Genomic DNA, 15,144 nt, shown 5'->3' on the forward strand with positions numbered 1-15,144 from the left:
AATGCCTTTTCTCATAACTGAACTCCCTTCAATGCCGTCAGACTTTACCATGGAATGACAAAATACCCATTCCGTGGTTCAACGACCGCTCCGAACAGCCCAATGTCCGCTCATTGATCCACGCCTCTGAAAGCGTTGAAAATTCTGTATTTCGGGAATGACTGCTTATGGTGCACAGTCCAAGCTTGCTCTGCTGCACCGCCGCAAGACCGCTTTGAGCCCGAAGGAGACCCAGTGTATCTGGTGTTCTTTGCACTTGCAGCATCGCATCGGTCTGCGTGAGCAGCCCAGAGCGGCCATCCAGCGCGGATTACTGCGGCTGCGTCGCGACCAACCAAAGCCTAACTCGACACTTGAAGTCACAAAGACCACGACCAAATACTTTCGCCAAAAATGGGGTGTGGCAAGCCATGAGCCGAAGCTCTCCTTTGCTTGTGATCAGTTAAAAAGCAACTTGTGCTGCCAAGAGTCTCCTATGAATTGGCCTTGCTACACTTTTCCTGCTGATACCGTCGCGGGGAAACACTGGTCCAGGATTTAAAAGCCCGGCTGAACGCTGTGGGATCGGGGATGCCAACGGCTTCTCCAACGGCTGCTACACTAATGTTACCATCGGTCAGCAGTTGACACGCTGCGGCGCGGCGTAGGTTCTTTAACTCCTGAGTGTAGTTGCTCCCGAGTTTAAAAAGTTGCGTCTGAAGTTGGCGGGGCGATAGGGCTAATTGCTTAGCGACTGTTTCGATTGAAATACCGGGATCGTTGAGTTGCGATTGAATGACACCGCGCAGGCCGTTCATGAAATCGGTATCAAGGCGATTTTGCCCAACCTCTGCATTGGATGAATTTTTTCCAGAGCGCATCAGCAACCATTCTGCGGGAAACTGGAATGTTGCACCAATCGGGTCGCCTTTCTGGAACACCGAACGCTGCCGTTCTTCTTCAGGAATGGCATTAGGGTCGCACACCGTGACTGTCAGGTCCCAGCGCCGCCAATGGCCCGTGACATGCTCACGAAACATACGCATCATGAAACCCACGAAAAACCCATCGATCTGTCGCGGTGGGCTTGTCGGGCAAAAATTGCGTCTAGATTTTACCGTTGCAAAGGACTCGTCAAGCGTCAGCTGGTACGCGTTGCCGGTCAGAATTCTGCGGGTGTCGACAATCAGGGCCGTAAAAACCTCTCCAAGAGCCGCACTCTCCCGCTCTACGGCCTTAAGATTCGGCAACCTGTTGTTTTCAGGAGAATATCCGATGCTAAAACCAGTGTAGGGATCGTCAAGGAGACTGGATACCGCTTCAGCAAAATCATACCAAGCCTGTATAGGAATGTAGGCGTCGGCTTCGCCTATCAAAGCTGGGTCAATGCCTGATTTCTCAAGAATTGGCGCAGGATCATAGCCACGCGACAAGGCCATGTCGGCAAAGAGTTTTGCCATCGATGCTGTGATCAACGGGACTGTCATGTCTGAAATGTCGTCATTGCAACGAAGACTCCAGCTTGCTTGAGAAAGTTGACAATGGGTACAAAGAAAATGCTTCGTCCGTTCGTAATGTCAAGTATTGCAGTCCTTGTTGCTCTAAGGTTCAGGTTTGGATCACTCATGCAACTACTTCTGGAGAACGGAAATTACCATGCGCCACTCCTCTTTCCTTGGGATCACATTTACCCTTGTTCAGCTCACCTTTGCGACCAGCGCGTTGGCTCAGAATACACCCGAGCAAACCTTGTTTACCAACGTTCACATATTTGACGGAGTGAACGAGGAGCGGATCGAGAACGCCAACGTGCTCGTCGATGCCGAGTCGCGGGAGCGGGGGATCAAGACCATCCAGCTGATCATGAAAACGGCAAAATCTACAAGAACACATTGGAGTAATCCATGCGACGTCTCGTGAGTATTGTCGCGGCTCTGATCATTGCCGGAGCCGCAACACATGCACAAACCCTTACCTCCACTGCGGAAGGCACCGTAGTGCCTGCGCGTTCGTGGGATGTTTCCGCTGAGGTCAGCAACAAGATCCGCCGTCTGCATTTCACGACGGGACAATTGGTCCAGAAGGGCGACTTGCTTGTCGAGTTTGACACAGTATTCAAGAAGTTTGACGTCGAACTTGCCAAAATAGCTCTCGATAAGGCGACTACGAACATGGCGAGCGCCAACGAGGCCCTTGAGAGGCAAGAAAAACTAAGGCAGAGCGCGGCCGCTTCTGAGGTCTCCTACAATGCCGCCAAACACGCTGCAGACAAGGCCAGGGCCGACCACCGGGCCGCCAATACCCACCTCGAAATGGCCGAGGCTATACTATCGATCCAGAAACTCTATGCGCCGTTTGACGGTCAAATGTCGGCTCCGAAATATCGTGAAAATGCCAACGTGAACATTGATGAAGGGCCGGAGATCTCAACGCTGGTCCAACTCGACCCGATCCATGTTCAGTTTGAAGTTCCATATGACCGGGTGTTTGCCCGCATGAGTGCCGGAGAAACCGAGGCAGAAATTGCGGCTTCTCAGATCGTTGTAATCTCATTGCCTAATGGCGCGCAGTATCCACATGAGGGCAAGCTGATTTCCGGCGGCTACGAGATCAATTCAGAGAATGGAACCCAGCTCGTTCTGGTTGAATTTGCGAACCCTGACCGAATTCTCCGGCCCGGGTTATTGGTGACCGGATCGGGCTTTGAAAGATAGTCACTGAACAAACAACAACAGAATGAAAAAGACGCCGATATTCTATTTTTTCACGGGAGAACACAGATATGCGAAAACTGAAAACCCTTAACTGCGCGCCTTATGCCCTAGCCACATTGTTGTGCAGCGGCGCACTGGTATTTGCCCAAACCTACGATGTTGCGATTATGAATGGCCGGGTCATGGATCCGGAAACCGGGTTTGATCAGATCACCAACGTCGGGATCAGCGCCGGCTGGATTGTCAAGATCACGACGGACCCGATTGACGGCGATGACGTTGTTGACGCGACAGGCCACGTCCTTGCGCCGGGTTTCATCGACAGCCACACCCATTCAAGCCAGAAATTTGCGGTCAACATGAGCATGATGGACGGTGTCACGACTGCTTATGACGCCGAGGTCGGTGCCATCCACATCGCGGATTGGTATGCAAGGGAAGAGGGAAACTGGTCAAGTAATTACGGCACATGCGTATCGCATGAACTTGCACGCATGGTCGTCATGGACGGTCTCACCGTCGACCAGCCCGCTGATGCGGCTGAAGTCTTTAAACTACGCGCGCAAGCCAGCGCCGAAGATGACGTTGCCGACTGGTCTGTCACCCGGGCGAGCGTCGAGCAACTCAATCAGATCATGGCAATCGTCGACAAAGGGCTTCAGGAAGGCGGTCTGTGTGCAGGTTCGACAGTGGGCTATGCCGGTGCTGGTATCAGCACCTACGAGCAATTTGAACTCCAGCGAACAGCGGCGCGCTATGGGCGTGCGACCGCGGTTCACGGGCGGTTTCACACATCCGCTCACAACCCAGAGGCGCCACTCAGCTTTGATGAAGTTTTCACCAACGCGTATCTGCTTGATGCGCCACTGCTCTATGCGCACAACAATGACTATGGCTGGTGGGAGATCGAAGAAAAACTCCAGCTCGCCCGCGCCAAGGGTCTGAACATGTGGTCCGAGTATTATCCTTACACGGCGGGATCGACCTCGATTGCATCCGATCAGTTGAAACCCGAAGCTGTCGGGGCATTGGGGCTCGAATACAAAGACATCATGTTCGACCCCAGTGAGGATAAATTCCTGTCGGAGGAAGAATACGTCAGAATCTCTGCTGACGATCCCGGCCGGACGGTCATCGTCTTTAACCCGGCCCGGGAAGAATGGTTGCCGCAATGGCTCCGGGTGCCACACATGGTGGTTGGCAGTGACGGCATGTGGCACTCTGAAGACCTCGGTCACGATGGCGACCCTTTAGAGTTTGCGGGCCACCCGCGAACCTCGGGCAGTCACTCTACGGTTTTGAAACTGGCACGCGACAATGATGTCGAGTTGATGTTCACCTTGTCGCAACTCAGCTATTGGCCCGCCCTTCACATGGGCGGTACTGGTGTCAAGTTTTTGGATGTACGTGGGCGAATTCAGGAAGGCATGGCGGCAGACATCGTCATTTTTGACCCTGAAACCGTTGCACCGGGATCAGACTATACGGCCAAAATGCAGGGTATCCCACCCGTTGGCCTTCCGCATGTGATGGTAAACGGAGTGTTTGTAAAACGCGATAATGAGGCCACCGGCGCATTGCCGGGACAGCCAATGCGGTTCCCGGCGGAAGACAGCCCTCGGCAAGTGGAAGTGGATACTCAGGTCTGGCTGAACACGTTCACGCTTCAGGACGGTGCCTTGGATGGGGCGGGACCAAGCTTTGGAAGCGGCGATTAAACCAGTTGTGTAGTAGATCAGGGCGACCAGCGGTCACGGTCGCCCGCTACGCGAATGTCCGCTACCAACCGATCAATGTCGTCGCCAGTAAGCTTGACCGGTTCATCCCGCACGGCACTGTCAGAGGAAACCGGGTTGAGGCGGGCAGGGCGGGTTTGTAACCTCGCCGGATGACCAACCTTGATCCGTTTCGCTATTTCAAAACGAGCCGTGAGATAATCCGACTGGCAGTGATGCTGTACGTGCGGTTTCCATTATCGCTCCGCAATGTGGAAGATCTGCTGCATGAGCGCGGTATTGATGTGAGCCATGAAGCTGTGAGATTTTGGTGGCATCGGTTCGGTCCGATGTTCGCGTCCGAGATCAGAAAACGGCGGATTGCGGGCATGAAATCCAGCAAGTGGCGCTGGCATCTGGACGAGGTATTCGTGAAGATCAACGGCGAGCGACATTATCTATGGCGGGCTGTCGATCATGAAGGCGAAATCCTGGAAAACTTCGTCACGAAGGCACGCGACAAGAAAGCCGCATTGAAATTCTTAAAGAAAGCAATGCGTAAGCACAGCAGTCCTGACGTGGTCGTGACGGACGGGCTGGCATCGTATGGCGCTGCTCTGAAGGAGATGGGCGCTGCAGACAGACAGGAAACGGGCCGCTGGCTGAACAACAGAGCAGAAAACTCACACCTGCCACTTCGAAGGCGAGAACGGGCGATGCTTCGGTTCAGACGGATGCGAAGTTTGCAAAAATTCGCATCCGTCCACGCTTCAGTCTACAATCACTTTAATCAGGAACACAGCCTTTCAACGAGACCAAATTTCAAGCTCAACCGCGCCGCCGCTCTGGCTGAGTGGCGTGGTCTTGGCGTGAATTAATGGACAGTGTCACTGTACTTGCGGAGACTGGTTCGAATTAGTCTGGCAGCACCAGCAGCATCATACTATTGTATAGGTCTGGTATACGTATGCCCTTTTCCCAGGGTCTAATGGGCATGGAATAGAGCCGGAACCGACGCTAATTGTGTTACAACCAAAAACCGACTGCCGTGCGGTTGAATACTGCAAATTATACCATTTTCCTTTTGGCGTGCAGTAGCTGGACGGTAGTAATCAGGAGTTGCCACGTGCGGGTATTGATAGCAGACGACCATGACCTTGTACGCGAATCCATTGCGACGGTTTTGATTGCTGAGGGGAACTGCGAAGCTGCCACAGCCGGATCGCTCTTTGAGGCTTTGGAAATAGTTCAGAAGGAAGGCACGTTTGATCTGATCCTATTAGATTACAATATGCCTGGTATGTGTGGCCTTGTAGGGCTGCAGAGCATGATCGCTGTCAACAACACTAAGCCCGTCGCATTAATATCTGGGACAACGACGAAAATCCTTGCCGAAGAAGCGATCTCGCTTGGCGCCGCCGGTTTTGTTCCCAAGACATTGGGTGCTAAATCCATGATCTGTGCAGCGCGGTTCATGGTCTCTGGAGAGATCTATGCCCCGTTTAATTTCATGCGAAAGACTGATGACAACTCCAACCATTCGCTGACCGACCGCGAACATGAAGTGCTACAAGGTATATGTCGGGGCCAGTCAAACAAGGAAATTGGCAACGACTGCCAACTGGGCGAAGCAACGATAAAGTTACATGCCAAGACGCTGAGCCGTAAATTGGGAGCCAAAAACAGGACCCATGCCGCAATGATCGCCCGCGATTTAAATTTGGTTTAGGGTTTCATTTACTTGGTCCCCAAGATGCGGGCGGTTTAGAACTGAATAATCTTTTTTGAGTATTTGGGCTATCCAAATGGATAGAAGATACTAGCCAATTGCTATTTCGTTTGTACCGATGCGCAACCAACCAATTCTGACAATTCAAGTATAGAAGTGTACGTTAATTGGAGAGTTCATATGATTACTTTGCTTAATGCTGCACCGGACACCGGAAACCAAGGCGTAAGCGCCTTATGTCACTCAGTCGTCGCGGGACTGGTAGAACGTGGAGCCTCTCGAATGACAGTTGCGGATCACGGTCGCGGGTTACGTCAAGCAAACTGGGGTTACACTAAGGTCGAGCTCGTTGGCTTGACCCATAACCGCCGCTTCTGGCGCGGCGACAACCTGCGCACGGCGCACGCAATGATGCGTATCGGTGGCGCGGCCAGCCCGCCAGCACGGGCAATTTTGCGGTCCGATGCGGTGTTGGACATCTCCGGTGGCGATAGCTTTACCGATATCTACGGGCGCAAGAGGTTTGAAGCTATGGCGATGACAAAGCGTATGGCATTGGATGCGCGTGTCCCACTGATCCTTTTGCCCCAGAAGTTAGGTCCTTTTAGCGATAAGGGCATGGCGGCCGAAGCCGTAGACATTTTGCGCCGCGCGTCGGCGATCTGGGTCAGGGACGCTCAAAGCCATGCATTCCTCGCAGAAAAGCTGGGCCGCGACTTCGACCCGCAACGCCATCGCCTTGGTGTGGACGTTGCTGTCGCTTTGTCACAAGCAGAGCCTACCAGCTTGGACATCAATCTGCGGTCATGGCTTGTTGCTGATCGGGCGTTTCCCTTGGCAGGGCTGAACGTTTCCGGTTTGTTGTGCAACGATGAGGCGGCATCACGCCAAACATTTGGTCTTGCTGCGTCGCATCAAGACCAGATCGAAGCGGTCGCTCGGGGGCTTTTGGAATCTGACCAAAGACTGCGGCTGTTACTGGTGCCACATGTTCATAAAAACGAAGACGAGCCTGAAAGCGATGTTGCTGCGGCACGGGTACTGTTACGTCGCCTTGGCGCGCTTGCAGAAGGCAGGGTGCGCATCGTTGAAGGCCAGCCCAGTGCTATGGAACTGAAATGGATTCTTGCTCGACTGGACTGGTTTGCTGGCGCACGTATGCATGCAACGATTGGGGCTTTTTCATCGGGCGTCCCTACACTTGGCTTGGGCTACACGGACAAGGCTCAGGGCGTTTTTGATGAGTGTGACATCGGCAAGGATGTGGCTGACCTGCGCAAACTGGATGCGCGCGCGCTTGCTGACCGCGCTGTTGCATCATTCTCGGCGCGGGAAATGGACCGGGCAGGGCTAAGGTCCCGGTTGGACGGTATTCGCGCACGCGCCGCTGGCGAAATGGATGAAATCGCACGGCAGTGCGGGATTTAATCTGATGGTTAGGCTTAGGTCTTCTGGTCGCGCGTTTGCGTGGGCGACGCCTGTTTTCGCGGAAGCAGCAGCACTTGGACGGTCTATTGCCTTCGCCTGGACTCTGGGTCCCGACGAACTGGGCAAGGCGATGATGCTCGCGTTGACCGTCCGGCTGGTTGAAATGGCAAGCGATCTGGGCGTCGACCGGCTGCTTTTGCAAGCGCCCGACGGGAATTCAGCGACACTTCAGTCAAGGCTCCAGGGAGTCTTGATCGCACGCGGCGTTTTGACCAGCCTGCTGATTGTCGCAATCGCGCCGGTTTTGGCGGGCAGTTTTGCGGATGGACCCAACACGGCGAGCTATGCGTTGCTGGCGTTTGTGCCGCTCTTGCGCGGTTTCGTACATCTGGATTATCGGCGGGCTGAACGACAGCGCAGTTACGCCAAGATGGCGATGGTCGAAGCGGGAGCAACGCTCGCCATGACTGTGTGCGTTTTGCCTGCCGCATGGCTGACAAATGATCACCGCGCCATGTCATTGGTTCTGGTCACCCATGCGGTGGCCTATACGGTGCTGTCGCACTTTGTTGCGCACCGCCAGTACCGACTGTGTTTTGATGCAGATACGATGGTGCGCTCATGGTGTTTTGGCGCGCCGTTATTGCTGAATGCAATCCTGTTGTTTTTTACCTTCTACGCTGATCGGCTGATCGTGGCAGGCGCTTATGATTGGGCAACACTTGCACTTTACGGTGTCGCGCTCCAGCTGGCGCTCATTCCTGCCCAGATCGTTGGACGGGCCGCAGCCTCCCTTGTGCTGCCGCGCCTGCGTCAAGCATTTCGTGACAACTGCTTGGCCGAGGTTTGGCAACCAATTGCAAGCTTTCATCTGATGTTGGCTTGCGCAATAGTCGCAGGTTTCGCGGCGCTGGCGCCATCTGTCATTGGGGTCATTTATGGCGCTGAGTTCAAGCCAAGCGGCGTGTTGGCGCTGGCGCTTGGATGTGCGGCGGGGTTCCGAATTCTTCGAACGCCCTATTCGCAACTTGCCATCGCGAGCGGGCGCACAGGCGATCCGGCTAGGGCAAATCTTTTTCGGGCGTTCGCTCTTTTGCCGGTAGGTGTCTTTGCGTTTCTTGGCGGGCCTCTGACGGCGATTGCAGCAGCTGCGGCGCTGGGCGAGGCGGGGGCCACGCTGCGCGCAATACAATTAGCTAAAACCCATACCCAAAGACTTGACCTGCAGGAGGCCTTGGTATGACCACGGACCCGATTTCGAAAATTGTCGCATGCAATCTGTGCACCGGGTGTGGTGGCTGCGCCGGTGCCTTTCCTGAATTTATCAAGATGGTGGACGATGCTGAACATGGACGCCGTCCAGTGGTTGATGCATCCGCAGAAGGCCAGCGCGCGGCAGTTGCGGCCGCAAACTATTGTGCAGGTGGCGGCACGGACTGGAACAGCCTTTCCCTGCAAGACGAAATTGATCAGGCGTGGGGGCCAGTGCTTGCAACATGGGAAGGGTGGGCCAGCGATGCCGAGATTCGGCACCGCGGATCATCCGGTGGTGCGGTTACGGCCTTGTCGCAATTCGCGCTTATGAGCGGTGTCGCATCCGGCGTCGCTCATGTGGCTGCCAAACCGCAGGACCCGCGCCTGAATGAAGCGGTCATCAGCCGAGATATGGATGGCCTGATGCGCGGAGCAGGGTCTCGCTACGCACAGGCAAGCCCTGCCGAAGCCATTGGTGAGATTAGACAAGGCAATGAGCAAATTGCCTTTGTCGGCAAACCTTGTGATGTCGCATCGGTCAGTAAGGCCATGCAAACCGACCCCCAATTGGGAAGGAAAATCCCGCTTACGATAGCGATCTTCTGTGCCGGGGCGCCAAACCTTTCGGCAACTCAAAGCCTTCTGGATCGTCTGGGTGTGCCAAAAAACGCGCGCCTGACCGACTTGCGTTACCGCGGCAAGGGCTGGCCAGGGCTCATGCAGGCAGAATGGGAGGACAGAGCGGGCGTCCGTTCTGTCAGCCAAGGCGTCACCTATGCCGAAGGGTGGGGCAAAATCCTGCAATCAAGTCGCCGCTGGCGCTGCCGGGTTTGTGCTGACCACACTGGCGCTTTCGCGGATATCTCTGTGGGTGACCCGTGGCATGCACCGCCAGACGGCGACATCGATGCCGGACGCTCGCTGATCGTGGCACGCACCGCCCGCGGAGTGGCATTCGTCGAAGCGGCCATCGCCGCGGGCGTGCTGGTGGCTGATGCCCAATCGCGGGATGTCATTGCGCGGGCTCAGCCCAATCTGAGCGCCACGCACGGGGCTGTCTGGGGGCGTCGTGTGGCTATGCGTGTGCTTGGGATGGTAGCCCCTGTGGATCGCGGTCAGCAGATTTTTGGGCTGTGGCTCAAGCTGTCGTTCAGGCAAAAAGTGCAATCGGTGCTCGGGACTTGGAAACGTGTTTTCCGCGAAAGACTCTGGCGGCCGGTTGTCGTCGCGAGGCGTAGCCAATGACGCTCGGGCAGGCATTGCGTTCCCAGCGCTCCAGCAATCTCGATGTGCTGCGGGTCGTTCTGGCTGTTTCGGTTATCATCAGCCATGCTTGGCCGCTTGCCTTGGGGCCCGGCACGCCTGAACCGCTTGAAGGGCTGACGGGGCGGTCGCTTGGCGGTTGGGCGGTGGGGCTCTTTTTCTTTATGTCCGGCATGCTCATCACGGGCAGTGCAACACGCAGTGGGAAGACACGTTTCTGGACAGCGCGGGCGCGCAGAATCCTGCCTGGCCTGAGTGTTGCCCTGCTCGCTACGCTTGCTATTGCGTTGGCAAGCGGTGCTGTGCCGCGGTTTTCCGAGATGATGATTTGGTATCTCCGGGCACTCTCTCTGGTGTCGATCGAACATCGTCTGCCCGGTGCCTTCGCCGGCAACCCTTTCCCCGAAGTGGTAAATGGCCCGCTCTGGAGCCTGTTCTATGAGGTCGCGGCATATTGTGTATGTGCTTGCTTTGTTTGGGCGGGCTGCGCGTACAACAGGTGGGCGGTTGCTGCCCTGCTGGCTGTCGCGGTGTCAGGGGCACTGCTTCACGATCTCATCCCCGGACGCCTTGGTGTCTTTGCGCCGCTCTTTGCGGCCTTCGCTTTCGGCATCGCAGCCTATCTCTATCGTGAGCATATCCAACTGACGCCCAGTGTCGTCATTGTCTGCTTGGGTCTTACGGTTCTATTGCCATGGCAACTCGCCGTTGCTCCAGTCGCTTTGATCATGCTGACACTCATCATGCACGCGCCGATTGTGACCCTACGGGGCGATACGTCTTACGGGCTATATATCTACGGTTGGCCGGTGTCTCAGGCGATTGTTCATTTGTCCCCCGGGGTCATACCAGCTGTGCTGGCCGTAGTGACCGTTCTGTGCACTATTCCGTTGGCGTACCTGAGTTGGCACCTTGTTGAACGGCCGAGCCTGAGCGCGCGCCGCTCGGTGTTGTAGAAAATGACCCAGACCGGCGCAGCATCAAAAACAGTTTTCGGCGTACCTGTCCCGGTTGCGCTCTTTTTCATCGCGATGATGTTGCCGACCGCCGTGTCGGTGAACCTTGGCGGGTTGAGGCTCTCTGCCTATCGTGTTGTTTTGCTTGTCATGATCCTGCCAATGCTTTTGGATCTTGTGTCCGGTCGCCGAGGGCGAGCGCATGTTTTCGATTTTCTCGTTTTAGCGCACTGCGGATGGGCCCTTTTGGCATTGATAAATTGGGGTGGCGTGGCGCAGGGCATCGAATCTGGCGGCATCTATATCGTCGAATTTGCTGGTGCCTACCTCTTGGGCCGCCTGTACATCCGGTCATATGAAGATTTCGCGGCCATGGCGCGGGCCTATGTCGGATTGGTCCTCGCCACACTCGTGTTTACGGTTCCCGAAGCGTTGACCGCTATTCACATCTTGCACGATGGCATTTCCGGAGCCGTAGGTGGACCCATGGCGCCCTATATTGAGCCACGCATGGGGATCGAGCGTACGTTTGGACCATTCGATCACCCGATCCTATATGGTGTGTTCTCGGCATCATCCTTTTCGCTTGCTTATTTTGTGATAGCCAAACGTCAACTGATGAATTTCTCAGGGATGGCAAAAGTCGTCGGTGTGGTGCTCGCCACTTTTATGTCGGCGTCGGGCGGGCCCTACCTTGTGCTGATGATGCAAGGGTTCGTATGTGCCTGGCAACGCGTGCTTGGCGACGTGCAGGGCAGGTGGGCCGCTCTCTTTAGCTTGTTTGCATTGGCATACATTGCGATTGACCTCTTTTCGACGAAATCGCCGTTTCATGTCTTTGTGAATAATTTCACCTTTTCACGAGAATCCGCCTACAACCGCATCCTGATTTTCGAATTTGGTAGCGCCGAAGTTGCGCGGTATCCGATATTTGGGATTGGGCTTGGCGACTGGGTGCGGCCTGTGTGGATGTCAGACAGCATGGACAACTTCTGGTTGGTTACGGCTGTGAGATATGGTTTGCCTGCTCTCTTTTTGCTTTTGGCCTTGCTGCTTGGTCTGGTCTGGACGGTCGGACAGCGCAAGAACCTACCACCAGAATGGCGGCGCGCCCGTCACGCTTGGGCGTTCACTCTGTTCGGCATCACGGTAGCTGCGGCCACGGTTCATTTGTGGAACGCGCTTTTTGTGCTGTTTCTGTTTTTGATTGGAGCGGGAGCTTGGCTTTTGGACGCAAAGCCCGACCCCAAAAAGGGTCGCATGACGGAGGCCAGCTTTATACTGCCATTCAGGCCTGCGGCGCGCCTGTTCTGATTTTATTGAGTAAAGGAAATCCCATGGATCTTTCGATCGTCATCGTCAATTGGAACACGCAGGATCTGCTGCGCGATTGTCTGCGTTCCGTGCACGCCGGTTTGGGAAACCTCAAAGCAGAGGTGCTTGTCGTTGATAATGCATCGACCGACGGCTCTTGCGATATGGTCATCAGTGAATTCCGGGAAGTTAGGTTGATGAAAAGCAAATCCAATCTGGGGTTTGCGGGAGGGAACAATTTGGCGCTGCGACTTGCTCGCGGTCGCTATGTTCTGTTGCTGAATACTGACACGTTAGTGCACGGGACGGTGCTGCAGGATGCAGTCACTTGGCTGGACGAAAACCCGCTATGCGGCGTTATGGGGCCTAAGGTTTTGAACACGGACGGCACTGTGCAGCCCTCTTGTAGTTCCTTTCCTTCCTTGGGGTTTCTGGCAATGCAGACCCTTGGGTTGACTCGATTCCGGTGCTTCGATGCTTACCGGATGACAGGATGGGATCGGTCTTCGGAACGACAGGTCGATGTCATTTCTGGCGCGGCGATGTTTGTGCGCTCCTCCGCAATGGCGCAGGTCGGTCTTCTGGATGAAGCATTCTTTTTTTACGGTGAAGAAACTGATTGGTGCCGACGTTTTCGCAATGCGGGCTGGGACATCGTTTTCACGCCGATACCATCGATCACGCATTTCGGAAACGGGTCCGTCAGCAAATTGAGTCACAAGCGGGATGTCCTCATGACTGAGGGAACAACCCGTCTGCACCTCAAACATGGCGGATGGGTTGCTGGTATTCTGTGCTATGCCCTTTTGACCTTGCACAATATTTCAAGAGCCGCTTTTTGGGCACTCTCCAGCCTGATCAAGCGTCCCGGAGCCGCTGAGCGGGCTCGCCACTTTGGAATGGTATCGGCGAATTTTCGCAGGGCCTGGCCTAGCAACTCGACCCACAAGGCTAAGCACTCGTGAAAGTTCTTCTAATAGCGCCCAATGTTGATGCCACGGACGTAGGTGAGGCGTTTGTTGCGTTCAAATGGGCTGATGCGCTCTCTAGGATCACGGATGTAACCATACTGGCGTTCCAACGGCCTGGCCGGCCCGATCTAGCCAAGCAATTGCCAAATGCACATGTCGTGACATGGCCGGAACCGACTTGGGCGCGCAGAAACGAACGATTGAATGCGATGCTTAAACCCGCGTGGCCGGTGTTTTCCCGCCATGTACGGAAGTGGATAAAATCTGCAATCTTTGCTGGAGAAGATTTCGATATTGCGCATCAACTGATGCCTCAGGCTGCGCGTTATCCGTCGCCTCTGAGGCATTTCAAAATTCCCTACCTCATAGGACCTTTAGGTGGTGCTCTCGACACCCCGGAGGCATTTCGCAATGAAGCCGCAAACGCTCCATTTTTTACGCGTCTTCGCGCGCTTGATCAGTATCGGTTCCGCCATGATCCGTGGTTGAGGAAATCTTATTCACGTGCCGCTTGCATCCTCGGGGTCGCGCCATACGTCAAAGATGTTCTCGCCGATATTCCGTTCCGCCGGTTCGAGCCCGTTCTTGAACTTGGCATTGACGGCGTCGAGCAAGAAAGGCTGCGGACTGGGCGGATCGGACAGCTCCGCGTACTGCATGTCGGTCGCGGCGTTCGAACAAAGGGCCTGCGGGATACGGTCAGGGCAATGGCGATGCTAAAAGACCTACCGGGCGTCACACTGACCAGCGCAGGCGCCGGTGAAGAGATCGAAATCTGTCGCACGGAAGCGGGGCGGCTGGGCGTAGCAGACCGTATTAAGTTCATGGGCAAGATTGGCCGCGAAGAGGTCGAGCAGCTTTACGCGTCACATGACGTATTCTGTTTTCCGTCTTTCCGTGAACCCGCGGGGGGGGTTCTCTACGAGGCCATGCGTCACAGCCTGCCTGTAATCGCCGCCGATCGGGGCGGTCCCTCGAGTATCATCGATACATCATCCGGTATGCGCATTCCGGTAACAGAGCCGATCCAGTTCTCACAGGATATCGGCGCAGCACTGCGCAAGTTTGCTCTGTCGCCTGCGCTCAGAACGCGGCTTGGAAAAGGGGCATGTAGCAAAGTTTTGCGCGAGGGACTTTGGTCTGCAAAGGCAAATGGGCTGTTTGCTGTCTACAAGGGTATTCTCGAATATCCTTCTGCAATAACTTCTATCCAAAAAGCTAGCACCGCTACTCCGTAAGCTTCCTGAAAGTAGCCTTTTACGCACTAACATCAAAGAGTTGATCCGGGGTACCTTAAAAAGTGCCAACGAAAAAAGTTATCAGGATCACCCAAATGCACGGACGAAAAAAATCACGCCCAATCGTACTCGCCGTATCTTCGGGAGGAGGGCATTGGGTTCAGATGCGACGTATTGCGCCAGCTTTTTCCGGCGCGGATGTGCACTTTGCAACGACTGATGCAACAGCAGTGGAACACGTCGGTGCGTCACAACTTCACGTTTACCCTGACGCCAATAAGAAAACACCACTCCGTCTGTTGTACTGCGTTTTCCGTCTTGCGTTGATCGTGTTCTGGCTGCGGCCAGACGTGGTCGTTTCGACAGGCGCTGCGGGTGGGTTTCTTGCCATCCGCATGGCGCGTTTGATTGGCGCTCGCACGATGTTCATCGACTCGATCGCCAACGCGCGCGAGCTGTCGATTTCGGCGCGACTCTCGATAGGAGTTGCCGACCGCGTGCTGTCGCAATGGCCTGGCGTGGCCGCATTGACCGGTGCCGAGTACCGCGGCGCAGTCATCTGAATTGCCAACCTGAATTGAGG

Annotated in this window: 14 protein-coding genes; 13 read left to right on the forward strand and 1 reads right to left on the reverse strand. The window is 55.2% G+C overall.

The annotated features are described in order from the left end of the window. Positions 1 to 473 precede the first annotated feature (473 nt). Positions 474 to 1,466, reverse strand: coding sequence for a helix-turn-helix domain-containing protein (locus ABJD00_RS04235; RefSeq protein WP_413848735.1), 993 nt, complete (start codon positions 1,464 to 1,466; stop codon positions 474 to 476). Between the two features lie 169 nt (positions 1,467 to 1,635). Between ABJD00_RS04235 and ABJD00_RS04240 the strand changes: the two genes are divergently transcribed. The 13 genes from ABJD00_RS04240 to ABJD00_RS04300 all read left to right on the forward strand — a co-directional run bounded on the left by ABJD00_RS04240 (position 1,636) and on the right by ABJD00_RS04300 (position 15,124). Further along, complete coding sequence (locus ABJD00_RS04240; RefSeq protein WP_348190432.1) at positions 1,636 to 1,899, forward strand: hypothetical protein; 264 nt, start codon at positions 1,636 to 1,638, stop codon at positions 1,897 to 1,899. Next, complete coding sequence (locus ABJD00_RS04245; RefSeq protein WP_348190434.1) at positions 1,884 to 2,693, forward strand: efflux RND transporter periplasmic adaptor subunit; 810 nt, start codon at positions 1,884 to 1,886, stop codon at positions 2,691 to 2,693. Before ABJD00_RS04240 ends, ABJD00_RS04245 begins: the two co-directional genes overlap by 16 nt. Before the next feature lie 68 nt (positions 2,694 to 2,761). Beyond that, positions 2,762 to 4,411, forward strand: a complete 1,650-nt coding sequence (locus ABJD00_RS04250) for a hypothetical protein (protein ID WP_348190437.1) — start codon at positions 2,762 to 2,764, stop codon at positions 4,409 to 4,411. Positions 4,412 to 4,581: 170 nt separating this feature from the next. Further along, positions 4,582 to 5,286, forward strand: a complete 705-nt coding sequence (locus tag ABJD00_RS04255; RefSeq protein WP_413848738.1) for an IS6 family transposase — start codon at positions 4,582 to 4,584, stop codon at positions 5,284 to 5,286. A gap of 248 nt (positions 5,287 to 5,534) precedes the next feature. Continuing rightward, a complete protein-coding gene (locus ABJD00_RS04260) occupies positions 5,535 to 6,137 on the forward strand; it encodes a response regulator transcription factor (protein ID WP_413848740.1) in 603 nt (200 codons plus the stop codon). A 180-nt stretch (positions 6,138 to 6,317) separates the two neighbouring features. Then, positions 6,318 to 7,565 (forward strand): polysaccharide pyruvyl transferase family protein, encoded by a 1,248-nt coding sequence (locus ABJD00_RS04265; RefSeq protein WP_413848742.1) that lies wholly within the window; start codon positions 6,318 to 6,320, stop codon positions 7,563 to 7,565. After that, on the forward strand, positions 7,537 to 8,808 hold the full coding sequence (locus ABJD00_RS04270; protein WP_413848744.1) for an oligosaccharide flippase family protein: 1,272 nt from the start codon (positions 7,537 to 7,539) through the stop codon (positions 8,806 to 8,808). The genes ABJD00_RS04265 and ABJD00_RS04270 overlap by 29 nt, the downstream gene beginning before the upstream one ends. Continuing rightward, entirely contained in the window at positions 8,805 to 10,064 is a 1,260-nt protein-coding gene (locus ABJD00_RS04275; RefSeq protein ID WP_413848746.1) for a Coenzyme F420 hydrogenase/dehydrogenase, beta subunit C-terminal domain, read from the forward strand. Before ABJD00_RS04270 ends, ABJD00_RS04275 begins: the two co-directional genes overlap by 4 nt. Continuing rightward, positions 10,061 to 11,038, forward strand: coding sequence for an acyltransferase family protein (locus ABJD00_RS04280; RefSeq protein WP_413848748.1), 978 nt, complete (start codon positions 10,061 to 10,063; stop codon positions 11,036 to 11,038). The genes ABJD00_RS04275 and ABJD00_RS04280 overlap by 4 nt, the downstream gene beginning before the upstream one ends. Positions 11,039 to 11,041: 3 nt before the next feature. Beyond that, positions 11,042 to 12,352 (forward strand): hypothetical protein, encoded by a 1,311-nt coding sequence (locus ABJD00_RS04285; RefSeq protein ID WP_413848750.1) that lies wholly within the window; start codon positions 11,042 to 11,044, stop codon positions 12,350 to 12,352. A gap of 23 nt (positions 12,353 to 12,375) precedes the next feature. Then, positions 12,376 to 13,317, forward strand: coding sequence for a glycosyltransferase family 2 protein (locus ABJD00_RS04290; RefSeq protein WP_413848752.1), 942 nt, complete (start codon positions 12,376 to 12,378; stop codon positions 13,315 to 13,317). Beyond that, positions 13,314 to 14,561, forward strand: coding sequence for a glycosyltransferase family 4 protein (locus tag ABJD00_RS04295; protein WP_413848754.1), 1,248 nt, complete (start codon positions 13,314 to 13,316; stop codon positions 14,559 to 14,561). Before ABJD00_RS04290 ends, ABJD00_RS04295 begins: the two co-directional genes overlap by 4 nt. 95 nt (positions 14,562 to 14,656) lie before the next feature. Continuing rightward, complete coding sequence (locus ABJD00_RS04300) at positions 14,657 to 15,124, forward strand: UDP-N-acetylglucosamine--LPS N-acetylglucosamine transferase (protein WP_413848756.1); 468 nt, start codon at positions 14,657 to 14,659, stop codon at positions 15,122 to 15,124. The last annotated feature ends 20 nt before the right edge of the window (positions 15,125 to 15,144 follow it).

Source organism: Tateyamaria sp. (assembly GCF_039945315.1).
GTDB lineage: Bacteria > Pseudomonadota > Alphaproteobacteria > Rhodobacterales > Rhodobacteraceae > Tateyamaria.